Origin of the sequence: Janthinobacterium sp. SUN137 (assembly GCF_030587265.1) — a bacterium.
GTDB classification, from domain to species: Bacteria; Pseudomonadota; Gammaproteobacteria; order Burkholderiales; family Burkholderiaceae_D; genus Janthinobacterium; species Janthinobacterium kumbetense.
The window spans coordinates 1,265,004-1,289,213 of sequence record NZ_JAPWHZ010000001.1 but is presented as its reverse complement, the minus strand read 5'-3'; the positions used below and the strand labels follow the sequence as shown (position 1 = coordinate 1,289,213).

Annotated in this window: 20 protein-coding genes; 17 read left to right on the top strand and 3 right to left on the bottom strand. The window is 63.3% G+C overall.

Annotated features, from left to right (window positions below; genetic code table 11):
• Positions 1 to 70: 70 nt before the first annotated feature.
• Complete coding sequence (locus tag O3298_RS05870; protein ID WP_305058742.1) at positions 71 to 1,810, top strand: proline--tRNA ligase; 1,740 nt, start codon at positions 71 to 73, stop codon at positions 1,808 to 1,810.
• Positions 1,807 to 2,433 (top strand): lytic transglycosylase domain-containing protein, encoded by a 627-nt coding sequence (locus tag O3298_RS05865; RefSeq protein ID WP_369811482.1) that lies wholly within the window; start codon positions 1,807 to 1,809, stop codon positions 2,431 to 2,433. Before O3298_RS05870 ends, O3298_RS05865 begins: the two co-directional genes overlap by 4 nt.
• Positions 2,434 to 2,512: 79 nt before the next feature.
• Here O3298_RS05865 and O3298_RS05860 read toward each other — a convergent pair whose 3' ends face one another.
• Together O3298_RS05860 and ffh are read right to left on the bottom strand one after the other, a co-directional pair.
• Positions 2,513 to 2,908, bottom strand: coding sequence for an SWIB/MDM2 domain-containing protein (locus O3298_RS05860; protein WP_071650146.1), 396 nt, complete (start codon positions 2,906 to 2,908; stop codon positions 2,513 to 2,515).
• Positions 2,909 to 3,338: 430 nt separating this feature from the next.
• The gene (gene ffh, locus O3298_RS05855; protein WP_034746567.1) at positions 3,339 to 4,706 is read right to left on the bottom strand and encodes a signal recognition particle protein; all 1,368 of its coding nucleotides are present in this window, start codon (positions 4,704 to 4,706) and stop codon (positions 3,339 to 3,341) included.
• Between the two features lie 238 nt (positions 4,707 to 4,944).
• Here ffh and O3298_RS05850 point away from each other — a divergent pair, with 238 nt between their 5' ends.
• From O3298_RS05850 to O3298_RS05810, 9 genes are all read left to right on the top strand, one after another.
• Positions 4,945 to 5,454, top strand: a complete 510-nt coding sequence (locus O3298_RS05850) for a sigma-70 family RNA polymerase sigma factor (protein WP_099666508.1) — start codon at positions 4,945 to 4,947, stop codon at positions 5,452 to 5,454.
• On the top strand, positions 5,451 to 6,443 hold the full coding sequence (locus O3298_RS05845) for a FecR domain-containing protein (RefSeq protein ID WP_369811481.1): 993 nt from the start codon (positions 5,451 to 5,453) through the stop codon (positions 6,441 to 6,443). The genes O3298_RS05850 and O3298_RS05845 overlap by 4 nt, the downstream gene beginning before the upstream one ends.
• A 109-nt stretch (positions 6,444 to 6,552) precedes the next feature.
• Positions 6,553 to 8,763 (top strand): TonB-dependent siderophore receptor, encoded by a 2,211-nt coding sequence (locus O3298_RS05840; protein WP_305058740.1) that lies wholly within the window; start codon positions 6,553 to 6,555, stop codon positions 8,761 to 8,763.
• A gap of 116 nt (positions 8,764 to 8,879) precedes the next feature.
• Positions 8,880 to 9,161: a hypothetical protein gene (locus O3298_RS05835; RefSeq protein ID WP_251350264.1), complete on the top strand. Its 282-nt coding sequence runs from the start codon at positions 8,880 to 8,882 to the stop codon at positions 9,159 to 9,161.
• On the top strand, positions 9,158 to 10,861 hold the full coding sequence (locus O3298_RS05830) for a PepSY domain-containing protein (RefSeq protein WP_305058739.1): 1,704 nt from the start codon (positions 9,158 to 9,160) through the stop codon (positions 10,859 to 10,861). The genes O3298_RS05835 and O3298_RS05830 overlap by 4 nt, the downstream gene beginning before the upstream one ends.
• The gene (locus O3298_RS05825; RefSeq protein ID WP_289900285.1) at positions 10,858 to 11,199 is read left to right on the top strand and encodes a DUF3325 domain-containing protein; all 342 of its coding nucleotides are present in this window, start codon (positions 10,858 to 10,860) and stop codon (positions 11,197 to 11,199) included. Before O3298_RS05830 ends, O3298_RS05825 begins: the two co-directional genes overlap by 4 nt.
• 103 nt (positions 11,200 to 11,302) lie before the next feature.
• Positions 11,303 to 12,490: an efflux RND transporter periplasmic adaptor subunit gene (locus tag O3298_RS05820; RefSeq protein WP_305058738.1), complete on the top strand. Its 1,188-nt coding sequence runs from the start codon at positions 11,303 to 11,305 to the stop codon at positions 12,488 to 12,490.
• A 5-nt stretch (positions 12,491 to 12,495) separates the two neighbouring features.
• Positions 12,496 to 14,490 (top strand): MacB family efflux pump subunit, encoded by a 1,995-nt coding sequence (locus tag O3298_RS05815; protein WP_305058737.1) that lies wholly within the window; start codon positions 12,496 to 12,498, stop codon positions 14,488 to 14,490.
• 134 nt (positions 14,491 to 14,624) lie between these two features.
• Positions 14,625 to 15,614, top strand: coding sequence for an ABC transporter substrate-binding protein (locus O3298_RS05810; RefSeq protein ID WP_369811480.1), 990 nt, complete (start codon positions 14,625 to 14,627; stop codon positions 15,612 to 15,614).
• Between the two features lie 63 nt (positions 15,615 to 15,677).
• Here O3298_RS05810 and O3298_RS05805 read toward each other — a convergent pair whose 3' ends face one another.
• Complete coding sequence (locus tag O3298_RS05805; protein ID WP_289917306.1) at positions 15,678 to 16,217, bottom strand: hypothetical protein; 540 nt, start codon at positions 16,215 to 16,217, stop codon at positions 15,678 to 15,680.
• Positions 16,218 to 16,543: 326 nt separating this feature from the next.
• Between O3298_RS05805 and O3298_RS05800 the strand changes: the two genes are divergently transcribed.
• The 6 genes from O3298_RS05800 to O3298_RS05775 all read left to right on the top strand — a co-directional run bounded on the left by O3298_RS05800 (position 16,544) and on the right by O3298_RS05775 (position 24,006).
• Positions 16,544 to 17,347 (top strand): inner membrane protein YpjD, encoded by an 804-nt coding sequence (locus O3298_RS05800; RefSeq protein WP_305058736.1) that lies wholly within the window; start codon positions 16,544 to 16,546, stop codon positions 17,345 to 17,347.
• Positions 17,344 to 17,604: a PP0621 family protein gene (locus O3298_RS05795; RefSeq protein ID WP_077408507.1), complete on the top strand. Its 261-nt coding sequence runs from the start codon at positions 17,344 to 17,346 to the stop codon at positions 17,602 to 17,604. Before O3298_RS05800 ends, O3298_RS05795 begins: the two co-directional genes overlap by 4 nt.
• A 120-nt stretch (positions 17,605 to 17,724) precedes the next feature.
• Positions 17,725 to 18,804: a sigma 54-interacting transcriptional regulator gene (locus O3298_RS05790; RefSeq protein ID WP_369811479.1), complete on the top strand. Its 1,080-nt coding sequence runs from the start codon at positions 17,725 to 17,727 to the stop codon at positions 18,802 to 18,804.
• Positions 18,782 to 19,393: a 1,6-anhydro-N-acetylmuramyl-L-alanine amidase AmpD gene (gene ampD / locus O3298_RS05785; protein WP_289903502.1), complete on the top strand. Its 612-nt coding sequence runs from the start codon at positions 18,782 to 18,784 to the stop codon at positions 19,391 to 19,393. The genes O3298_RS05790 and ampD overlap by 23 nt, the downstream gene beginning before the upstream one ends.
• 391 nt (positions 19,394 to 19,784) lie before the next feature.
• Positions 19,785 to 22,736, top strand: coding sequence for a ribonucleoside-diphosphate reductase subunit alpha (locus tag O3298_RS05780; RefSeq protein WP_305058735.1), 2,952 nt, complete (start codon positions 19,785 to 19,787; stop codon positions 22,734 to 22,736).
• Between the two features lie 118 nt (positions 22,737 to 22,854).
• The gene (locus O3298_RS05775; protein ID WP_071322017.1) at positions 22,855 to 24,006 is read left to right on the top strand and encodes a ribonucleotide-diphosphate reductase subunit beta; all 1,152 of its coding nucleotides are present in this window, start codon (positions 22,855 to 22,857) and stop codon (positions 24,004 to 24,006) included.
• The last annotated feature ends 204 nt before the right edge of the window (positions 24,007 to 24,210 follow it).

The following is a 24,210-nucleotide window of genomic DNA, read 5'->3' as shown; positions in this document are numbered from 1 at the left end:
CGCATCAGCCAGCTAATCCTTTAAAATTAGGTTGATTATAACCCTCTCTTTTTAAAAAGAATTCACCGTTATGCGCGCCTCCCGTTTTTTTATTTCCACACTTAAAGATGCACCTTCTGACGCGGAAATCGTCAGCCACCAATTGATGATGCGTGCAGGCATGATCAAACGCCTCGGTTCCGGCATCTATACCTACATGCCGATGGGCTTGCGCGTGATCCGCAAGGTGGAAGCCATCATCCGTGACGAGATGAACAAAGCCGCCGGTATCGAACTGCTGATGCCGCTCGTGCAGCCGGCCGAACTGTGGCAAGAGACGGGCCGCTGGACCAAGATGGGCGACGAACTGATGCGCGTGAAAGACCGCCACGGCCGCGAATACGCGATCCAGCCTACATCGGAAGAAGTCATCACGGACGTCGTGCGCACGGAAATCAAGTCCTACCGCCAGCTGCCGTTGAACTTTTATCACATCCAGACGAAGTTCCGCGACGAGCGCCGCCCACGCTTCGGCCTGATGCGCGGCCGCGAATTCACCATGAAGGACGCCTACTCGTTTGACCGCGACCTGACCGGCATGCAAGCGTCGTACAAGGTCATGTTTGACGCCTACACGCGTATCTTCACGCGCTTTGGCCTGCAATTCCGCGCCGTGGCAGCCGATAACGGCGCCATCGGCGGTTCCGGTTCGCATGAATTCCACGTCATCGCCCACACGGGTGAAGACGCGCTCGTGTACTGCCCGACCTCCAATTACGCGGCCAACATGGAAGCGGCCGAAGCGCTGCCGCCAGCGGGCGAGCGCCCGGCAGCAAGCCAGGCGCTGACGAAAACGGCCACGCCGGATACCGTCAAGTGCGAAACCGTGGCTGCCTTGCTGGGCATAGCCCTGTCGCAGACCGTGAAAACCATCGCCCTGACGGTGGAAACCGTTGGCAAGGATGAAAAAGTTACGAAACAGCATTTTATGCTGCTGCTGCGCGGTGACCATGAATTGAACGACATCAAGGTGGGCAAGGTTGCCGGCCTGGCCGGTCACCGTTTCTCGACGGAAGCGGAAATCCTGGAAGTCTACGGCACGATTCCTGGCTACCTGGGCCCGATCGGCACGCAAGCGCCCGTCACCGTGGTGGCGGACCGCACGGTCGCCCATATGAGCGACTTCGTTTGCGGCGCGAATGACGCCGGCTTCCACTACACGGGCGCGAACTGGGGCCGCGACGTGGCCGAGCCTGCCATCGTGGCCGATTTGCGCAATGTCGTCGCCGGCGACGCTTCGCCGGACGGCCAGGGCACGCTCGCCATCGAGCGCGGCATCGAAGTGGGCCACGTGTTCCAGCTGGGGACGGCGTACTCGGAAAGCATGAAAGCCACCTTCCTCGATGAAAACGGCAAGCCTGCGCCGCTGCAGATGGGGTGCTACGGCATCGGCGTGACGCGCATCCTGGGCGCCGCCATCGAGCAGAACTTCGACGACAAGGGCATCATCTGGCCGGCGTCGATCGCGCCATTCGAGGTCGTGCTGTGCCCGATGGGCATGGACCGCAGCGAACTGGTCAAGGAAGAGACGGAGAAGCTGTACGCGGCCCTGCAAGGCGCTGGCGTCGATGTCATCGTCGACGACCGCGGCTTGCGCCCTGGCGCCATGTTTGCTGACTGGGAACTGATTGGCGTGCCGCACCGCATCGTCATCGGCGAGCGCGGCCTGAAAGAAGGCAAGCTGGAATACCAGGGCCGCCGCGACGCGGAAGCCACCGGCGTGGCGCCGGACGAGATCGTTGCCTTTATCCAGGGCAAAATGGCGCAGTGAAGCGCTTATCCGTAAGCAAGACGGCCGGCGCGCTCGCGCTGGCCGCCTGCCTGGCCTGCGTCTCTCCGGCGCAGGCCGGCAACCAGAAGGAGGAGGCGCTGGCCGACTCCGTCCGCCTGGCGCTGTCGCACGCGATCCGCGACGAACGCCCGCCGCAACCCAAATTTGCCACTCCCGCCGACTTGCAGCGCTACCAGCAATGGCTGGCGCAGATGTCGTCGCGCCTGCAGCGCAAGCTGCCAGATGCGCAGCTGCGCACGGAATTCCTGGAAACGGTCTGGTATGAAGCGCGCCGCGCGGGCCTGGAACCGGCCCTGGTGCTGGGCCTGATCCAGGTGGAGTCGGCTTACCGCAAATATGCCGTCTCGCTGGCCGGCGCGCGCGGCTACATGCAGGTGATGCCGTTCTGGACAGGTGTCATCGGCGACAGCGACCGCAGCAAGCTGTTCCACATGCAGACGAATCTGCGCTATGGCTGCGCGATCCTGCGCATGTACCTGGATATGGAAAAGGGTGATTTATACCTGGCGCTGGGGCGCTACAACGGCAGCCGGGGGCGGGCCGAGTACCCGAATGCCGTGCGGGCGGCATGGCGGCAGTGGGAATTCAAGCCGGCCAGTTGAACCGCAGGCAAAAAAATGCCCCGCTCGCAGTGATGCGGCGGGGCACTCGCTCGGCTGTTGAAGCCGGCGCGTATCTGATTTATTTCAAATGATCGGAGATCAGTTTCGTCATTTCAAACATGGAGACTTGGGCTTTGCCGCCGAAAACTGCTTTCAGCTTGTCGTCCGCATTGATCATGCGGCGGTTTGCCGGATCTTGCAGATCGAGTTTTTTGATGTAATCCCATACCTTTTTGGTCACTTCCGTGCGCGGCAGCGGTGCTGCGCCAACAACGGCGGCCAGATCTTTCGATGGCGTCATTGCTTTCATGAATGCTGCGTTTGGCTTGCGTGGTGTTGCCGGTGCTGCCGCTTTCTTCGCCGCTGCTGGTTTAGCTGCTGCCTTGGCTGCGGGTGCTGCTTTCTTGGCGGCTGCAGGCTTGGCTGCTGCTGCTTTGGCTGGCGCTGCTACTGGGGTTTTTTTGGCTGTTGCCATCTTCGAGCCTCCTTAACAAACACATGGGAAATTGCGCAATTAATCGCACGGCTAATATTGGTGTGGATTTACCTTGTATGCAAGTGTTTTTCACGTTTTCACGAGGAAAAAGCAGGGAAATGGCAATGCTGTCGCCCGGGCGCACCGCTTGGGAGCGCAGAACGGCGTTTTTGCCCGTAAATGGCATGGTTGCTGGCTGTGCGGGGAGGGGGACTGCGGGGGAGGGAAGTAATGATGCCGGACACATGAAAATGCAATCCGGCATTATTTAGAACGCTGTTTTTAGCCTGTCGAGTTTGCACACGCGGCTTAATGAAGGCCTTCAAAATCACAGCGAGCGGATGGTATTTGTGGCCGAGAAGCGCAACCGTACTGAAGTACGGTGAGCATCGCCGGCCGCAAGGACCACCGCGCAGCGGATTTTGAAGCCTTACCTCATCCCAGGCATCATGCCCTTCATGGAGCGCATCATCTTCATCATGCCGCCACCCGACAATTTCTTCATCATCGTCTGCATTTGCTCGAATTGCGTCAGCATGCGGTTCACTTCCTGCACCTGCACGCCGGCGCCGGCGGCGATGCGGCGCTTGCGCGTGGCCTTGATCAGTTCAGGCTTGGCGCGTTCCTGCGGCGTCATGGAGTCGATGATGCCGCACATGCGGCGTACCTGTTTGTCGGCTTGATCCATGTTCTTGCCGCCTGCCGCCTGCTGGAACTGGGCCGGCAGCTTGTCCATCAGGTTGGCCATGCCGCCCATTTTCTTCATTTGACCCAGTTGCGCCTTGAAGTCGTTCATGTCGAACTTGCCGCCGACCTTGATTTTTTGCGCCAGGTCGGCCGCCGCCTTGCTGTCGACGCCCTTGCGCGCCTCTTCCACCAAGGCGAGGATGTCGCCCATGCCGAGGATGCGGTTGGCCATGCGGGTCGGATCGAACGCTTCCAGGCCGTCGAGTTTTTCCGAGACGCCGGCAAACTTGATCGGTTTGCCCGTGATATGGCGCACCGACAGGGCCGCACCGCCGCGCGCGTCACCGTCGAGCTTGGTCAGCACGATACCGGTCAGCGGCAGCGCATCGTTGAAGGCTTTTGCCGTGTTGATGGCGTCCTGGCCCAGCATGGCGTCGACGACAAACAGGGTTTCGATCGGTTTTACGGCGCCGTGGACGGCGGCGATTTCGCGCATCATCTCTTCGTCGATACCGAGGCGACCCGCCGTATCGATGATCAGCACGTCGTGGTAATGCTTTTTCGCCCAGTCCAGAGCGGCCAGGGCGATATCGACCGGCTTGTCCGTGCTGGTGGACGGGAAGAAGTCGGCACCCACCTGGGCGGTGACCGATTGCAGCTGGGCGATCGCGGCGGGACGGTACACGTCGGCCGAGACGGTCAGCACTTTCTTCTTCTTTTCTTCCTTCAGGTACTTCGCCAGCTTGCCGACGGTGGTGGTTTTACCCACACCCTGCAAACCGGCCATCAGGATGATGGCGGGCGGCTGCTGGGCAAAACTGATCTGCGACGCTTCCGGTCCCAGGTCGGCGCCCATCAGGGCGGCCAGCTCGCGCTGCACCACGCCAACCAGGGCCTGGCCTGGCGTGAGCGAGGAAATGACATCCTCGCCCATGGCTTTTTCTTTGACTTTGGCGATGAATTCGCGCACGGCGGGCAGGGCGACGTCGGCTTCGAGCAGCGCCAGGCGCACTTCGCGCAGCATGTCGGCGGTGTTCGCTTCGGTCAGGCGCGCCTCGCCGCGCATGGTCTTGACGACTTTGGCAAGCCGTTGGGTGAGATTATCTAGCATGATGAACCTGCAATGAAAAGCTTGGGAGTGGGCGGCGCAAGCCGGACGATGGCCGTCATTTTACCTTATCGCGGGTGGCTGGCGGTCCTGCGCTGCATCGCCTGGCGGTTGGCCTGCTTTTGAATTAGTTGGTATTTCTGGCAATGCCGCGATTGCATGAAAGGCATTGCGCGGTTAAAATGAGAATAATTCTTATTTACATTCTCGGGCGCCGCACGCCTGAGCGGAAAGGGATGCCATGTCGGCTGCCGATTTTGCACAGCAACAAGACCTGCACGCGCTCTACAGCAGCCATCACGGCTGGCTGCAGGGCTGGCTGCGGCATAAGCTGGGCAATGCGGGCGACGCGGCGGATCTGGCGCAAGACACCTTCATCAGCGTGTTGACGGCCGATTCCGCGCCGCAGATCCGCGAAGCGCGGCCTTTTTTGGCCACCATCGCGCGCCGCCTGGTGGCGCACCGCTACCGCCGGCAAGTGCTGGAAGACGCCTATCTGGAGGCGCTGGCCTGCCTGCCGCCCGACGTGGCGCCCGCGCCCGAGGAGCGGCTGCTGGCGCTGGAAGCCTTGCAGGAAATCGACCAGGCCCTCGACGGCTTGCCTGCGCCCGTGCGCACGGCGTTCTTGCTGGCGCAGCTGGAAGGCCTCAGCTATGCCGAGATCGCCGCGCGCCTGAACGTGTCGGCCAGCTCGGTCAAGCAATATCTGACGCGGGCCAACCGCCAGGTGTTTTTCTCCCTGCCAGCATGAGCACGGTGGCAGAACCCGCAGCCGCGGCAGCCATCCGCGCAGAGGTGCAGCAGCAGGCGGCCGAGTGGCTGACGGTGCTGATGTCGGAGCAGGCCAGCAAAGCGGAACACGCCGCCTGGCAGCGCTGGCGCGGGGCCGACCCGGAACACGAACGGGCCTGGCAGCATATCGAAGCGGTGTCGCAGCGTTTCAACGGCTTGCACCGCGGCGCGGCCGCGCAGGCGCTGGCCGGTACGCAGCAACAAGCCGTCAATGGCAAGCGGCGCCAGTTGCTGGCGTGGCTGGGCGTGGCGGCAGGCGGCGGCATGCTGGCCGCGCAGACGGGCGCCTGGGATGGCGTGCGCGCCCTGCGTGCCGACTACCGCACGGCCACGGGCGAGCGGCGCGTGGTGGCGCTGGCCGACGGCAGCGTGCTCAGCCTGAATACGGGATCGGCCGTGAACGTGCGTTTCGACGCCAGCCGCCGCCTGATCGAGTTGCTGGCCGGCGAGATCCTCGTCACCAGCGGTCACGGCGCCGGCAGCGACGCGCCTTTGGTGGTAGCCACGCGCGAAGGCCGGGTGCGGGCGCTGGGCACGCGCTTTGCCGTGCGCCAGCAGGATGGCTACAGCACCGTGGACGTATTTGAAAGCGCCGTTGAAATCCGTCCCCGCGACGATATCGGTGCGCCCTTGTTGCTGGCGGCCGGGCGCGGCACGGCATTTTCCCGCCATGCGCCGGATGCGCCGCACGCCATCGATGTACATGCGCACGCCTGGTCGCACGGGCAGCTGATCGTCGACGACGTGACCCTGGGCGATTTTCTGGCCGACCTGGCCCGCTACCGCCCCGGCGTGATTCATTGCGCGCCGGAAGTCGCCCAGCTGCGCCTGTCGGGTGTGTTCCCGCTGGCCGACACCCAGCGCATCCTGAACATGCTGCCCAACTCGCTGCCCGTGCAGGTGCGCAGCCGCACGCGGTATTGGGTCAGCGTCGAACCGGCGCCGTAGTCCCCGCAAAATATATTTGCAGCCGGACTGCCCGTTTTTCGTTTTCGCGGCACCTACAGAGTAGGCGCCTGTTTTTTACCGTCCCATGACGCCACCATCAGGAACTTTCATGTCGCACGCTTTGCCTTTTGTCAGTTTGCCATCGTCTCACTCCGCGCTGCGCCCGCTGGCTCAAGCGGCCGCGGCCCTGTGCCTGGCCGCCAGCCTGCCGGCGCTGGCGCAGCAGGCCGTGCCTGCTATTCCTACCTCGCCCGCCACCGAGCAAACCATGCTCGGCGTATCCGTCACGGCAGGGCGCGATGCGACGACGGAAGGCAGCGGCTCCTATACGACGGGCGTGAGCAATACGGCAACCAAGCTGAACCTGTCGCTGCGCGAGACGCCGCAGTCCGTCAGCGTGCTGACGCGCCAGCAGATCGATGACCTGGGCATCACGACACTGGACGACGCCGTGCAGTCGATCACGGGGTTGGTCATGCAGAAGGGCAACTTTACGGGCGATTCGGGCAGTTTCAGCGCACGTGGTTTTCCAATCGACAACATCCTGTTCGATGGCTTGCCCACCAGCCTGGGCGCGAACGGCACTTTCAATGGCGACAATGACGACCTGGCCATCTATGACCGCATCGAAGTGGTACGCGGCGCCACGGGCTTGATGACGGGCAGCGGCACGCCCAGCGCGGCCATCAACATGGTGCGCAAGCGCCCGACGGCCACGCCGCAAGCGTCGTTCTCGGCCAGCATCGGCAGTTGGAGCAACTACCGCCTGGAAGCGGATGCGGCCAACGCGCTCAACGAAGCGAAGACCCTGCGCGGGCGCATCGTCGCGACGGTGCAGGACAAGAAGGATTTTGTCGACGTGCTGCATGGCCGCAACCACCAGCTGTACGGCATCATTGAAGCCGACCTGCGCCCCGACACCACGGTGACCCTGGGCGCGCATTACCGCAAGACCGATAACGACGGCGTCACGACAGGCGTGGTGACGGCAGCCGACGGCCGCTTTTTGAATTTGCCCCGCTCGACTTACCTGGGCGCCGACTTCGACGACTGGCGCCAGACAGACAAGACTATCTTCGCCGAACTGGAACACCGCTTCGGCAACGGCTGGAAGGCCAAGCTGGCGGCCACGCGCAAGACGCCCGAGATCGACACGACGTTTTCCGGCATCAACCGCCGTGACGACACCCTGCGCTTCAATTCGCAAAGCTACCGCGCCGAACTGGCCAACACCAGCTATGACGCGTATGCCAGCGGCAGCTACAGCCTGTTCGGCCGCGAACATGAGCTGACGGTCGGCGCCAGCCACCGCCGCTCGTCGAAAAACAGCTATGGCGGCTGGGCGTCGTACAGCAGGCAAGAGAGCGCGCCGGTGATCGATCCTTTCAACTGGGATGCGGGCAGCGTGGCGCGCCCCGTCATCAATTACGCGCAGTGGGGCACGGCCAGCATCACCGAGCAAAGCGGCGTGTATGCGGGCACGCGCATGCGCCTGGCCGATCCGCTGTCGCTGGTGCTGGGCGGGCGCGTGAGCTGGTACAAGGACGACGCTGGCTACTCGGTGGCGCGCGAATTCACGCCCTACGCCGGCGTCGTGTATGACCTCGACAAGCAGCACTCCGTGTACGCCAGCTGGACCGAGATCTTCCAGCCGCAAGCGTCCACGGACGCCAATGCACAACCCTTGAAGCCGGTCAGCGGCACCAACTATGAAGCGGGCGTGAAGGGTGAATACTTCGGCGGCGCCCTCAATGCCAGCGCGGCCGTGTTCCAGATCCGCCAGCAAAACCGCGGCGTGGACGACCTGGCAGGCCCGAATCCTTGCCCCGGCAGCACCTGGGGCTATTGCCAGCGTGCGTCGGGCGAAGTGCGCAGCGAAGGCGTGGAGCTGGACGTGGCGGGTGCGCTGACACCCGACTGGCAGCTGTCGGCCGGTTTTACTTATGTCAAGGCGCAATTTACGCGCGACAGCGATCCGGCCAATATCGGCAAGGATTTCAACAGCCGCTATCCGCGCCAGCAGCTCAAGCTGGCCACCAGCTACCGCCTCTCCGGCGCGGCGCAGGGCTGGCGCGTCGGCGCCTCGGTGTACGGGCAGGGCGCGACGGAATCGGCGGACGGCGAGGCCCGCCTGCGCCAGGGCCGCTACGCGATTCTCGGCTTGAACGCGGCCTGGCAGATCGACAGCCGCGCCGAGCTGCGCCTGAACGTCAACAATGCGCTCGACAAGCACTATTACCAGAGCATTTATTCCGATGTCTTCGGCAACCTGGTGGGTGCGCCGCGCAACCTGATGCTGACCTTGAACTACAAGCTGTAAATAATCACTTTTGAACGACCTATCTTGATGAAGGATGCATGGCTTATGGATGTGCAGTTGAATCTGGCCCACGCCAGCAATGGCGTGAACCCGCGTATGGCACGGGGAGCGCCGCGATGATGAAATCGGCCCACATGATGTTGTTCTCGCGCGTGCTCGCCGCCATCTTTGGCGGCTATGCGCTCACGTCCGGCGTGGCCGTGCTGCTGTCGGCCGTGCTGCCGCTGTCGCGCGCCGAAGCCGTGCTGACGGCGACCCTGAGCGCCTTCGTCGTCTACACTTGCGCCGTGATCTGGGTCTTTGCCGTGCAAGACCTGCGCCGCGCCTGGCTCGGCATGCTGCTGCCGGCCATCGTCTGCGGCGGCATCGGCATGCTGCTGTCGCGAGGTGCCGCATGAACGCCGTCAAGGCAGGCAAAGTGGTGAAAACGCCGCAGCAGGGCGGCTTGCGCCAGGCCATGGCATGGCTGCACACGTGGAGCGGCCTGTGGATTTCCTGGCTGCTGTTCGCCATCTTCCTGACCGGTTCCCTGGCCGTCTTCGACGATCCGATCGGCCACTGGATGACGCCCGAGCACGCTTTGGCCGAGGCGGCGCACGCGAACGATCCGCCGCTGCCGAAGGTCACGGACCGCGCGCACCGCCTGGAGCTGGCGCTCGACTTCATGGGGAAGGAACACCCGAAGGCGGACATGTGGGAAATCTGGCCCGTGCAGCGCCCCGGCCAGGGCCTGTCCGCCTACTGGTTCCAGCCCAGCGGCGGCTATGGCTCGGCGGACCTCGATCCGTTGACGGGCGCCGTCATCGAGCCTGCGCGCGAGGCAACGGAACGGGAAACCATCGGCGGCCACCATTTCGTCGATTTCCACTATGAACTGCACGCGGGCCGCATCGGCGTGTGGATCGTCGCCATCACCACCATGATCATGCTGGTGGCGCTGGTGAGCGGCGTCATCACGCACAAGCGCATCTTCAAGGATTTCTTCACCTTCCGCCCGGCCAAGGGCCAGCGCTCGTGGCTCGACGCACACAACGCGGTGGCCGTGCTGACGTTGCCGTTCCAGTTCATGATCGCCTACACGGGCCTGGCATTTTTCAGCGATGACTATGTGCCGGCCCCCGTGGTGGCGCAATACGGCATGGACAATCCCAAGAAAGCCTTCCTGGCCGACTGGAACGATGCGGGCAAGCCCGTGAAAACAGGCCAGCCGCTGGCCATTCCCGCGCTGGAATCGTTCGCGCTGCGCGCCGAACAGGCCATCGGCCAGGAAATCCGCGCCGTGGTGCTGGACAATCCGAACGATGCCTCCATGCGCGTGTGCATGTACGGCTGGAATGAGGACACGGAACTGCTCACGCGCCTCAGCGCCAATTCGGGCCGGGCCTGTTATGCGCTGGCCACGGGCGAACAGGTCGCCGTGCGCCTGCCGGGCAAGTCGGATACGGGCGGCGCGGGCCTGACGCGCTCCGTCATGTCGAACCTGCACATGGTCGGCTTCGGCGGCACGCCCATGCGCTGGCTGTACTTCTTCTGCGGCCTGGCCGGCACGGCCATGATGGGCACGGGTGCCATCCTGTTCATGGTCAAGCGCCGCCAGAAGTCCGGCGGCGAGTTCGGCGCCTACACGCAGCGCGTGTACCGCGTCATCGCATGCCTGAACGTGGCGGCCATCGCCGGCCTGGCGATCGCCTGCGTAGGCTTCCTGTGGGCCAATCGTTTGATCCCCGTCGGCCTCGAGCAGCGCGCCGGCTGGGAAGTGCGCGCCTTCTTTGGCGTCTGGTTCCTGATGCTGGTACACGCCTGCCTGCGCGCGGAAAAACGCGCGTGGATCGAGCAATTGGGCTTGCTGGCGGCCCTGTGCCTGCTGCTGCCCGTATTGAATGTCCTGAGCACGGGCGACAACCTGGCGGCGCAGATTGCGCGCGGCGACTGGGAAAGCGCCGGCGTGGAACTGGGCAGCATGGCGTTCGGCCTGCTGGCCGCCTGGGGCGCGTGGAAAGTCCACAAGCGCAAGGAAAAACCGGTGAAAAAGGCTGTCGCCAGGGAAAGCGCTGTGCCCTCGGCCAGCCTGCAAGTCAATACGGAGGGACAGTCATGATCAATACCATCCTGTGCGCGCTGGGCCTGTCGTATGCGGGCATGGCCAGCCTGTCCCTGGCGATGGACCGCCACCATGGCCAGGTCTGGGGCCGGGACGCGGCGCCGAACGTGCGGCGCGCGCTGCAACTGGCCGGCGCTCTGTTGCTGGCGCTGGCCATCTGGCCTTGCGTGGCCGGCTGGAGCGCCACCGTCGGCGTGGTCGCCTGGCTCGGATTCATCGGGGTGGGCGCGCTGCTGGTGGCCCTGCTGCTGCCGTATGCCCCCCGCTTGCTGTTTCGTAGTTCCCTGCTGGCAGCCGTCGCCGCGCTGGCAGGTCTTGTGACGTTCCTGCGGTGATGTTCACCGCCATTTTCAAGGATAGACCGATGTACTTTTCACGCCTGGCGACACCGTTTGACGTTTGTAATTTCGTTTTGACTGCATCCAAGGCGGCAGCCTGATGGCGGCCCGCCTGCCTTCCCGCCGTGCCCGTATCCTGGGCGGCGTGGTCTTGCTGGCGCTGTTCGGCGCCGGCGCATTGTGGGCCACGCGCGGCCCGGCAACCGTGTTCGACACGGCCCCCGTCAAGCGCGGCAATATCGAGGCCAGCGTCACGGCCATCGGCACCCTGCAGCCGCAAACCTATGTCGACGTGGGCGCGCAGGTGTCGGGCCAGATCACGCGCCTGCACGTGCAGCCGGGCAGCGCCGTGGAAAAAGGCCAGTTGCTGGCCGAGATCGATCCCAGCGTGCAGCAAGCCACGGTCGATGCGGGCCGCGCCGCCCTGGCGGGCTTGCGCGCGCAGCTGGCCGACCAGCAGGCGCAGCACCGCCTGGCGGGCCAGCAGCACGTGCGGCAGAAACAGATGGCCAAGTTCGATTCCACGCCGCTGGCCGACCTGGAAACGGCCGAAGCCACGCTGGCCTCGGCCGGCGCCAAGATCGACCACCTGAAGGCGCAGATCGACCAGACCCAGGCCAGCCTGAAGGCGGACGAGGCGCGCCTCGGCTATACGCGCATCTATGCGCCCATGGCGGGCAAGGTGGTGGGCCTGGACGCGAAGGAAGGACAAACCCTGAACGCCACCTACCAGACGCCGAACATCCTGCGCATCGCCGACCTGTCGGCCATGACCGTGTGGACGGAAGTGTCGGAAGCGGACGTGCGCCGCGTGCGTCCGGACATGCCCGTGTATTTCACCACCCTGGGCGGCGACCAGCGGCGCTGGAGCGGCAAGGTGCGGCAAGTGCTGCCGGCCCCGCCCGTACCCGGTGGTTCCGCCGCCGGCACGGCCCTGGCGCCGTCGACCAGCAAGGTGATCTTGTATACAGTGCTGTTCGACGTGGATAACGCGGACGGCGAGCTGATGCCGCAGATGACGGCGCAAGTGGTGTTTGTCACGGCCGCGGCGAACAATGTGCTGGCCGTGCCCTTGCCGGCCCTGAAACCATCGAAGGAAGAGGGAGCCAAGCCGGGGCAGTTTACGGCCCGCGTGATGGATGCGGACGGCAAGGTCGATACGCGCACCGTCACCGTGGGCGTGCGCAACCGCCTCAGCGCGGAAGTGCTGCAAGGCTTGCGCGAAGGCGAATTGCTGGTCACGGGCGAGCAGCCGGCCGGCAGCGGCAGCAGCAGGTTCCAGCTGTGAGCGCCATGAGCGAGGCCAGGTCGCTGGGGCAGCCAGGGGAACCTGGCCAGCCGGTTCCCCTGATTGAACTGCAGGGCATCCGCAAGCGCTACGGTGGCCATGACGGCGCGCCGGCCGTGGAAGTGCTGCGCGGCCTGACCTTGTCGATCGGTGCCGGCGAATTCGTCGCCATCGTCGGCGCGTCCGGTTCCGGCAAATCGACCCTGATGCATTTGCTGGGATGCCTGGACCGGCCCAGCGACGGCACCTACCGCTTCGCCGGCCAGGACGTGGCCAGCCTGAATCCCGATGAACTGGCGTGGCTGCGGCGCGAAGCGTTCGGCTTCGTCTTCCAGGGCTATCACTTGATCGCCACCGAATCGGCGCGCGAAAACGTGGAAGTGCCGGCCCTGTACGCGGGCATGCCGGCAGCCGCCCGCCACGCCCGCTCGGAAGCGCTGCTCAAGCGCCTGGGCCTCGGCGAGCGGCTCGATCACCGGCCAAACCAGTTGTCGGGCGGGCAACAGCAGCGCGTGTCGATCGCCCGCGCCCTGATGAATGGCGGGCGCATCATCCTCGCCGATGAACCGACGGGGGCGTTAGATAGCAGCAGCGGCGCCGAAGTCATGGCCCTGCTGGGCGAACTGGCCGACGCGGGCCACACCATCATCCTGATTACGCATGACCGCAATGTGGCGGCCCAGGCGCGCCGCGTGATCGAGATCAGCGATGGCGAAATCGTCGAAGACTCGGGCGCCATCGCCATCCCTGCCACGTCGACGGCCCTGCCGCCGCTGGACATGTCGCGCGCCGCCCACGACACGGGCGCTTCGCTGGGCACGGAATTGCTCGACGCGGCGCGCGCCGCCTGGCGCGTGCTGTGGATCAACCGCTTCCGCACGGGCCTGACCCTGCTGGGCATCGTCATCGGCGTCGCTTCCGTGATCGTCATGCTGGCCATCGGCCTGGGCACGCGCCAGCAGGTGATGGCGCAGCTGGGCGCGTTCGGCTCGAATCTGCTGTACATGGCGTCGCGCGGCGAAAGCTCGCGCATCCCCGGGCGCAGCATCACCCTGGCCGACCTCGATGCGCTCAAGGACGTGCCGGGCATCACCCACGTGCTGCCGAATGTCACGGGCAACAAGGTGATCCGCCATGGCAACCTCGATGTGCAGACCTATGTGCGCGGCACGGGGCCGGCCCTGCCGCAGATCCAGACCTGGCCGGTCGCCAAGGGCGGCTTCTTTACCGAGGAGGACGAGCGCGAGATGGCCACCGTGGCCGTGCTGGGGGCGCATCTGGCGGAAAAGCTGATGCCCGACGTGGCCAACCCCGTGGGGCAGAGCATCCTGATCGGCAATGTGCCGTTCCAGGTGATCGGCGTGATGAGCGCGAAGGGCGCGCTGACGGGCGAAAAGGATGAAGACGACGTGCTGCTGCTGCCGTTTTCCACGGCCGGCATCCGCGTCTTCGGCCAGCGCGAGCCGACGTACACTGTCATGGCGGTGGCTGACGTCAAGCGCGTGACGGAGGTGGAGGCGGCGGTCGACGCCACCATGTTCGAGCGCCACCGCATCCGCGACTACGGCATCAGCAACGCGGCCGCGTCGATCGCCGCGGAAGCGAAGACGCAGGACAACATGACCGTGATGCTCAGCCTGATCGCCGCAGTCTCCCTGGTGGTGGGCGGCATCGGCGTCATGAACGTGATGCTGATGACGGTGCGCGAGCGCACGCGCGAAATCGGCATCCGCATGGCGACGGGCGCGCGCCGGCGCGACATCCTGCGCCAGTTCCTCACCGAAGCCGTGCTGGTGTCGGTGGTGGGCGGCGTGGCCGGCATCGTGGTCGGCGTGACGGTGGCCGGCTTGCTGCTGGTATGGGACGTGCCGGTGATCTTTTCGCTGAGCGCCGTCGGCGGCGCCTTTGCCTGCGCCGTGGTGACGGGGCTGGTGTTTGGCTTCATGCCGGCGCGCAAGGCGTCGGGGCTCGATCCGGTGGTGGCGCTGGCGGGGCAGTAGTGACAATGCCGGCAGCGTGGCTGCCGGCAAAAAAAATGTTGCCCTGGCTCCAACACACGGTACTATCTCCTCATAATAAAAGCGCCGTGTTTTATGCCCTTGCGGGCACACACCAACCACCACAGGAGAACCCGATGCAGAAAAAATCAACTTTGAAGACCGGTATTGCCGCCGCCCTCATGCTGGCCTTCGGCATGGGCGCTGTCCAAGCACAGGCGCAGGAAGTCGTGCGCCTGGGCAATTTGAAGTTCGCCCATTACGGCGCCGTGTCGTACATCAAGGAAATCGCGCCCAAGTGCGGCATCAAGGTCGAAGAGCATGTCTTCGCCAAGGGCCTCGACGTGATGCAGGCGATTATCGCGGGCGAGTTGGACGTGGGGGCGACGGCCTCCGAAGCGGCCATTTCCGGCCGTGCCGGCGGCGCACCCATCTATGTGGTGGCAGGCTTTGCCAAGGGCGGCGCGCGCCTGGTGGCGGGCGCTGGGCAAAAGATCGCCAGCGTCAAGGAACTCAAGGGCAAGCGCGTGGGCGTGACGCGCGGCGGCATCCAGGAAGTGCTGCTGTTGGCCGAGCTGGCGCAGGCGGGCCTGACGTATTCCGAAACCAAGGGCAAGGATGTGCAACTGGTGTTCCTGGCTTACGCCGACTTGAACCAGGCGCTGATGGGCAAGAATATCGACGCCATGATGCAGTCGGAGCCGCAATCGTCGCAGGCGATCAACAAGGGTTTCGGCACCGAAGTCATCAAACCGTACGACACGCCGATCGGCGAACCCGTGCGCACCATGGTGATGACGGAAAAGTTTTACAAGGAACGCCGTCCCGTGGCGGAAAAATTCATGCGCTGCTTCGTCGAAGCCACCAAGACCTTTATCGACAACAAGGCGACGGCGGAAAAGTATGTGCGCGAAGTGGTGTTCCGCGGCCAGATCACGAAGGATGACTTCGACGATGCGATCAGCAATTCGCCGTATTCGTATGACATCTCGCCCGAACACATCCAGATCACGACGGACGTGATGGTGAAAACGGGCGTGGGCCGCATGACGAAGCCGCCCGTGGCCAGGGACTGGGTCAAGACGGACTTGCTGGAGCAGGCGAAAAAGAGCCTGAATGTGAAGTAAATCAGGAAACCATGAAAAAAACCTCCGCGCCAGTGCTGGTGCGGAGCTTGTGGCGGGTTGCCTTTAGCGGGCGTTAAAACCCATCCAGCCTTTCTCCGTCTGGCGGAAGCTCAGCGTGTAGATGCGGGTCAGCTCATCGCCTTTCTTGAGCTGGCGGCTGATGATGGCGCCGTAATTGTCTTGCACGATCTGGTCCGACCACTGCATCAGGTTCTCGAAACGTTCTGCCGTCATCGCCGCCTGGCGCGCCAGCAGCGGCGCGGGGATCGCCTTCTTTTCCTGCTGCTGCGCCCAGAATTCGCGGAAAACCTTGTTTTCACCGCCCATGCCGCGCGCCATCAGGCCCAGGCCCATGGTCATGCCCACGGAGCCATCCGTCTTCGCCTCTGTTTCGAGCCTGTCGACCACGTCGGCCAGCAATTCCAGGTAGCCCACCTTGGCGCGCAGCACGGCCGAGCCCTTGATTTCGTACTGTTCGTTCTCTTTCCAGCCATTCAGCTTTTCCAGCGTCGCGATGTCGAAGTACTGTTTGTACAGGTCATAGCTTTGGATGGACGTGCGGAAGTATTCCTCGTACGTGGATTGGGAAGGTGCATCTTTCATGCAGCCGCCTAATATAGTACAGGCGGCCAGCAAGAGACAGGTCCAGGACAATTTTAGAAAAGACATGGCGAGGGGCGGTGGCGTCAGGGTGGATAAATATTGCTTTGTGGACATAATTATAGGACTGGCTAATCAGGATGGCAACATACCCGCAGCGCGGCGACAGTGTGCCGCAGGAAAGATTGCCGAAATCTTGAGGGTGCGTCACCCCGTCATGCCTCAGGCGCGATATCATGACAGGCTTGCGGCATTGGATGGCGGCGTCGTGCCTGTCACCCGGGCTGTCGCCTGAATCGCGCTTGTCGGCTATGGTGTAAACTTAAACTATGCAGATCTATTTCTTTTTCATCGCCGCCCTGTTGTATGCGGTGTGTGCGGTGCTTCCCTCGTCCCGTGCCCGGCTCATTGCCGGCCTGACCGGCGTCGCCTGGCTGGCGCACGCCGCCACCCTGTGGTTCGACCTGATGGCGCCGGGCACCTTGCGCTTCGGTTTTTCCGCCATGCTGTCGGCCGCGCTGTGGGTCTCGGTGGGCGCCTACTGGATAGAGAACCGCAATTTCAGTCTGGACGGCTTGCGCCGCATGGTCATGCCCAGCGCCGTCATCGCCATCGGCCTGGCCTGGGCCTTTCCCGGCAGCCAGGTCAGCATGGAAGGCAAGTCGGCCGTCTTCGGCTGGCATATTGCCGTCGCCGTGCTCGCCTACAGCACCCTGACGATTGCCGCCTTTCACGCCGTGCTGATGGCGCTGCAGGAATCGCGTTTGCACACGCGCAGCGAAAGCCGCGGCTTCATCGGCAGCGCGCTGGACCAGTTGCCAGCCCTGCTGACGATGGAAAAGTTGCTGTTCCGCATGATTGGCCTGGGGTTTATTTTGCTCAGCCTGACCGTGCTGTCGGGCATCGTGTTTTCCGAGCAATTATTTGGCAAGGCGCTCAACTGGGATCACAAATCCGTGTTTACCATGCTGTCGTGGCTGCTGTTTGCCTCGCTGCTGGCAGGCCGCCGCTTCCGCGGCTGGCGCGGCAAGACGGCCCTGAGTTTTACGCTGGCCGGTTTCGCCACCTTGCTGCTGGCCTATGTCGGCAGCCGTTTTGTACTGGAAGTGGTTTTACACCGAGGATTCGCATGACACGTGTTTTATTCTGGCTGGCGTTGGTGTTCCTGGTGCTGTTCGCTATCCGCAGCAAGATCCGTGGCATGCAGCAGCGGGCTCGTGCGCAACAGCAACAGCGGCCGAATCCGTTTACGCCGCCGGTGCGGCCGCAGGAATTGCCGGATGCCGAGCTGATGCTCTGCTGCGCCCATTGCGGCGTGTACTACCCGGCCTCGGAAAACGTGCAGGCCAAGGGCCACGACTACTGCAGCCACGCGCACGCCACGCTGTAAGGGGCGGTCCGCAGGCGCGCGTGCGTTGCTCATCCGTATCGTAACGTCCTCCGGCATCCGTCCGGCGTAGCATCTGCAGCAGGCGGTTCTTCGCCGCCATTGCAGAAAGGCGCGCTCACCATGTCCCGTCCCAGCCCTCGCTCCAGCCCGCCGACCGCCGACGGCATGCCGCCGGCGCCGCAACTGAGCGGCAACTCGCTGCCCATGCAGGCGCTGCGCGCGCAGATCGGCCGCATCGCCCGCTGCGGCGCGCCGGTGGCCATCCGCGGCGAATCGGGCACGGGCAAGGAACTGGCGGCGCGCGCCATCCATGCGCAGGGCGCGCGCGCCAGCTTCCCGTTTATCGCCGTCAACTGCGGCGCCATTCCCGAAGCGCTGATGGAAGCGGAATTCTTCGGCTGCCGCCCGGGTGCCTATACGGGCGCGCTGCACGAGCGCCAGGGCTTGTTCCAGGCGGCCCATGGCGGCAGCTTGCTGCTCGACGAAGTCGACGATCTGCCGCTGGCCATGCAGGTGAAACTGTTGCGCGTGCTGCAAGAGCACCGCGTGCGCAAGCTGGGCGGCAGTACTGACGAAGCCGTCGACGTGCGCATCCTGTGCGCCAGCCAGCATGGCCTGACGCGCGGCGTGGCGGCCGGGACGTTTCGCCAGGACCTGTTTTACCGCCTGAATGTGATCGAGCTGGCGCTGCCGCCGCTGCGCGAACGGCGCGGCGATCTGCAGGTATTATGTGAGGTGATCCTCGCACGCCTGTCGCCGCACCGGTCCGTGAGCCTGGCGCCGCCGGTGCTGGCGGCCCTGGCCGCATATGCGTTTCCCGGCAATGTGCGCGAACTGGAAAACGTACTGGAACGGGCGCTGGCCTTTGCCGATGGCGGCGTGATCGCGCTTGACGGGCTGGCCTTGCCCTCCGCGGCGGGCAACGTGCCCTTGCGGGCGGCGCCGGCCATGCCGGCTGTGTCGGAGCGGCAACAGTGTCTGCCCGGCATGGCGGCGTATGGCGTGGCCAAGGTCTTGCCGCTGGACGTGTATTTGCGCCAAGCCGAGCGCGACATGATCATGCTGGCGCTGGTGCAGGCGCGCTACCACCGCGCACGGGCGGCGCGCCAGCTGGGCCTGAGCGTGCGCCAGTTGCGTTACCGCATGCAGAAATTGACGATACAGGAAGCCCTACTTGATGAGCGCATGGACGATAGATGAAGATGGCTGGTGCGACGGCGCGCTGCGCTATGACTCGCCGTACTGGGATGCGCGCCCGGACGGTGCGCAAGTCGATTTGCTGGTGATCCATAACATCAGTTTGCCGGGTGGCCGCTTTGGCGGGCCGCATGTGTCGGACTTGTTTACGGGCCGGGTAGATTATAATGCCGATCCTTCTTTCGCCGACCTGCGTGGCTTGCAGGTGTCGGCGCACTTTTTTGTGCGGCGCGATGGTGCGTTGTTGCAATATGTTTCTGCTGATCAACGTGCCTGGCATGCGGGCGCGTCCGCCTTCGAAGGGCGCCCGCAGTGCAATGGCTATTCCATCGGTATCGAAATGGAAGGCGCGGACGATGTGCCGTTCCAGCGGCGGCAATATCATGTGCTGGCGGCGCTGACGGCGGCGCTGGTGGCGCGCTACGGGCTGTCCCAGGTGCGCGGCCACGAGCATATCGCGCCGGGCAGGAAGACGGATCCGGGGCCGTTTTTTGACTGGCATTTTTATCAAGAATGCTGGCTGGAAACCCTTAACGGACAAGCTGCGTTAGCGCTTACTTCGCGGGGATTGGGCTTCCCAGCCATGCCCTGAAAAGTCAACCGAAATCGTATATGAAAATACAAAAAATTACGCCGACGGATGCCGGAAAACTATTGCATCGCCCTTCGATGGGTACTACAATTAGTGCAGAAGTTGGATGTAAAGACTATATGTAGTGCCATCACAGACGTTTTCAGAATTATTATCAAAGCTACCCGGATTGCTGATAAAGCACTGGAACTGGCGGTTTATCACCCTTGATCGTGTTTTGCGCCAGCCGGGCAGTGCGGTGTGGCGAGATGGATACTGAGCTGTTTTATGCACTATTAATTTACTATTTAGCAACAAATACCTGAAGAAACCCTGACCATCGGGCGTTCTATTCAACAACACACGCGGCAGCAAAACTGCAGGCTGACTTTAGCTGACAACGGGAGCTTCAATGCAATCACCACAAGATATTTCCATCCATCCAACGCCAGTATCGCCAGCGCCAAGCGCGGCCAACAGCGTGGCGAGCACGGGCGCGGCATTGGGCGACTATCGCATCATCCGCCGCAACGGCGCGGTGGTGGCATTTGAGCCTTCGAAGATCGCCATCGCCATGACCAAGGCGTTTTTGGCCGTTAACGGCGGCCAGGGCGCAGCCTCGGCACGCATCCGTGAACTGGTGGAACAATTGACCGACGGCGTGGTCGCTGCGCTGGTGCGCCGCCACCCGGGCGGCGGCACCTTCCATATCGAAGACGTGCAAGACCAGGTGGAACTGTCGCTGATGCGTTCGGGCGAGCACGACGTGGCCCGTGCCTACGTGCTGTACCGCGCCAAACACATGGAAGAGCGCCGCCTGCAGAAGGAAGCGCAAGGCGCGTCCGCGCAAGTTTCCGCACCGCAATTGAACGTGACCGACAACGGCGTGCGCCGCCTGCTGGACATGCAGGAAGTCCGTGACCTGATCAACGCCGCCTGCGCCGGTCTGGAAAAGCACGTCGATGCCGACGCCATCCTGGCCGAAACCGTGAAAAACCTGTACGACGGCGTGCCTGTTGAAGAGCTGCACAAGTCGGCCATCCTGGCAGCGCGCGCGCTGATGGAAAAAGACCCGGCCTACAGCCAGGTCACGGCCCGCATCCTGCTGCACACGGTGCGCAAGGAAGTGTTCGGCAAGGAAGTGCCGCAAGCGGCCGCTGCTGCCGAATACCTGACGTATTTCCCGCAATATATCGCCAAGGGCATCGCCGCCGAGCTACTGAACCCGGTACTCGCCAGCTTCGACCTGGAACGCCTGGCCAAAGCCATCGTGGCCGACCGCGACTTGCAATTCGGCTACATCGGCCTGCAAACCCTGTATGACCGCTACTTCCTGCACATCCAGGACGTGCGCATCGAAATGCCGCAGGCGTTCTACATGCGCGTGGCCATGGGCCTGGCGCTGAACGAGGCGGACCGCGAAGCGCGCGCCATCGAGTTCTACAGCCTGCTGTCCTCGTTCGACTTCATGAGCTCGACCCCGACCCTGTTTAACTCGGGCACCCTGCGCTCGCAGCTGTCGTCGTGCTACCTGAGCACCGTCTCGGATGACCTGGAAGGCATCTACGACGCCATCAAGGACAACGCGCTGCTGGCCAAGTTCGCCGGCGGCCTGGGTAACGACTGGACGCCAGTGCGCGCCCTGGGCGCCCACATCAAGGGCACCAACGGCAAGTCGCAAGGCGTGGTGCCGTTCCTGAAAGTGGTGAATGACACGGCCGTGGCAGTCAACCAGGGCGGCAAGCGCAAGGGCGCCGTCTGCGCCTACCTGGAAACCTGGCACATGGATATCGAGGAATTCCTCGACCTGCGCAAGAACACGGGCGACGACCGCCGCCGCACGCACGACATGAACACGGCAAACTGGATTCCCGACATGTTCATGAAGCGCGTCATGGAAAAAGGCGAATGGACCCTGTTCTCGCCGTCGGACACGCCAGATTTGCACGACAAGGTCGGCAAGGCTTTTGAACAGGCTTACGTGGGCTATGAAGCCAAGGCCGCCGCTGGCGAAATCCGCGTCTTCAAGAAGATCGCCGCGCTGGACCTGTGGCGCAAGATGCTGTCGATGCTGTTTGAAACGGGCCACCCATGGATCACGTTCAAGGACCCTTGCAACATCCGCAGCCCGCAGTCGCACGTTGGCGTCGTCCACAGCTCGAACCTGTGCACGGAAATCACCCTGAACACCAGCAGCGATGAAATCGCCGTCTGCAACCTTGGTTCCGTGAACATGCCGGCGCACATGAAGGAAGGCAAGCTCGATCACGTCAAGCTGGCCAAGACCGTGCGCACCGCCATGCGCATGCTCGACAACGTCATCGACATCAATTACTACGCCGTCGACAAGGCGCGCAATTCGAACATGCGCCACCGTCCGGTCGGCATGGGCGTGATGGGCTTCCAGGACTGCCTGCACATGATGCGTATCCCGTTCGCCTCGGACGCCGCCGTGTCGTTTGCTGACACCTCGATGGAAGCCGTCTGCTACTACGCCTACCTGGCGTCGACGGAACTGGCCGAAGAGCGCGGCCGCTATGAATCGTATGCCGGCTCGCTGTGGGACCGTGGCATCCTGCCGCAAGACTCGGTCAAGCTGCTGGCTGAAGAGCGCGGCGGCTACCTGGAAGTCGATTCCTCGTCGGCCATGGACTGGACACCGGTGCGCGAACGCATTGCCAAGTTCGGCATGCGCAACTCGAACTGCGTGGCGATCGCCCCGACGGCGACGATTTCGAACATCATCGGCGTCTCGGCCTGTATCGAGCCGACGTTCCAGAACCTGTACGTGAAATCGAACCTGTCGGGCGAATTCACCGAGATCAACGGCTACCTGGTGCGTGACCTGAAGGCGCGCGACCTGTGGGATGAAGTCATGATCTCCGACCTGAAGTACTTCGACGGCTCGCTGGTGAAGATCGACCGCATCCCGCAAGACCTGCGCGATATCTACGCCACCGCCTTTGAAGTGTCGCCAAGCTGGCTGGTGGAAGCGGCTTCGCGTCGCCAGAAGTGGATCGACCAGGCCCAGTCGCTGAACATCTACATGGCTGGCGCATCGGGCAAGAAACTGGACGAGACCTACAAGCTGGCATGGCTGCGTGGCCTGAAAACCACCTACTACCTGCGTACCATCGCCGCTACCCACATGGAGAAATCGACCTCCAAGACGGGCGCCCTGAACGCCGTGGCAGTCGATGGCGGCATGTCGGCCAGCGCGCAGAGCGCCCAAGCGGCGGTCGTGGCGGCGGCAGCAGTGGCCGTGGCGCCGGTAGTGGCAGCGGCAGCGGACGACGCCGATGGCGAAGCTTGCTACCTGCGTCCGGGTGACGATGGCTTTGAGGAATGCGAAGCCTGCCAGTAAGATTTTAGTTGTCAGCCCGGCACGGTCGGGCTGATTCAATGTTGTCAATGTCCGCATTGTCCGATACAACGGGCCTGTTGCGGATCGCCGGCTCGCCGGCATGGAAAGGAAGAAGAATATGTCGTTGTCATGGGATGATGAAACCACGTCGGCAGCTGCGCCGCGTCCGGCGCAGCAAGCGCCACTGGGTAATACCGAATTGAACCTGCCGGCCGGTGCCGAGCCGTCCGAAGCGAACGCCGAGCAAGTCGCGCGCCGCGTGAATGCCGACGACAAGCGCATCATCAACGGCAAGACGGACGTCAACCAGCTGGTGCCGTTCAAGTACAAGTGGGCGTGGGACAAATACCTGGCCGGCTGCGCCAACCACTGGATGCCGCAGGAAGTGAACATGCAGCGCGATATCGAGCTGTGGAAAAACCCGAACGGCCTGACGGACGACGAGCGCCGCCTGGTCAAGCGCAACCTGGGCTTCTTCGTGACGGCCGACTCGCTGGCCGCCAACAACATCGTGCTGGGTACCTACCGCCACATCACGGCGCCGGAATGCCGCCAGTACCTGCTGCGCCAGGCGTTCGAGGAAGCGATCCACACGCACGCCTACCAGTACATCGTCGAATCCCTGGGCCTGGACGAAGGCGAGATCTTCAACGCCTACAACGAAGTCAAGTCGATCCGCGACAAGGATGAATTCCTGATTCCGTTCATCAACACCCTGACCGACCCGGCGTTTGTCACCGGCACGGTGGAAAACGACCAGAAGCTGCTCAAATCCCTGATCGTCTTTGCCTGCTTGATGGAAGGCCTGTTCTTCTACGTCGGCTTCACGCAGATCCTGGCGCTGGGCCGCCAGAACAAGATGATGGGCGCGGCCGAGCAGTACCAGTACATCCTGCGCGACGAATCGATGCACTGCAACTTCGGCATCGACTTGATCAACACGATCAAGATGGAAAACCCGCAACTGTGGACGGCCGCCTTCCGCGAAGAGATCAAGGACCTGTTCATGAAGGCCGTCGAACTGGAATACGCGTACGCGGAAGACACCATGCCGCGCGGCGTGCTGGGTCTGAACGCGCCGATGTTCAAGGGCTACCTGCGCTTCATCGCCAACCGCCGCGCGCAGCAGATCGGCATCGAGCCGCTGTTCGCCCAGGAAGAAAATCCGTTCCCGTGGATGAGCGAAATGATCGACATGAAGAAGGAACGTAACTTCTTCGAAACGCGCGTGACCGAGTACCAAACCGGTGGTGCGCTGAACTGGGAGTAACCCTTTTTCAGTCAACGCCCAAAAGCGCCGTCATCGAGACGGCGCTTTTTTTTCGCCTGCATGGCGGCGGAAAAATGCGTGCCTCATCGCGTCATGCGATGAGGTTTGCACTAGGATTTTCGGCTGCCGCGAATGGCCGCATCGCGGGCCCCAAAAATCATTTCCGGAGACGCTGGCGGCGGCATTTGCCGCGCGATTGTGCGA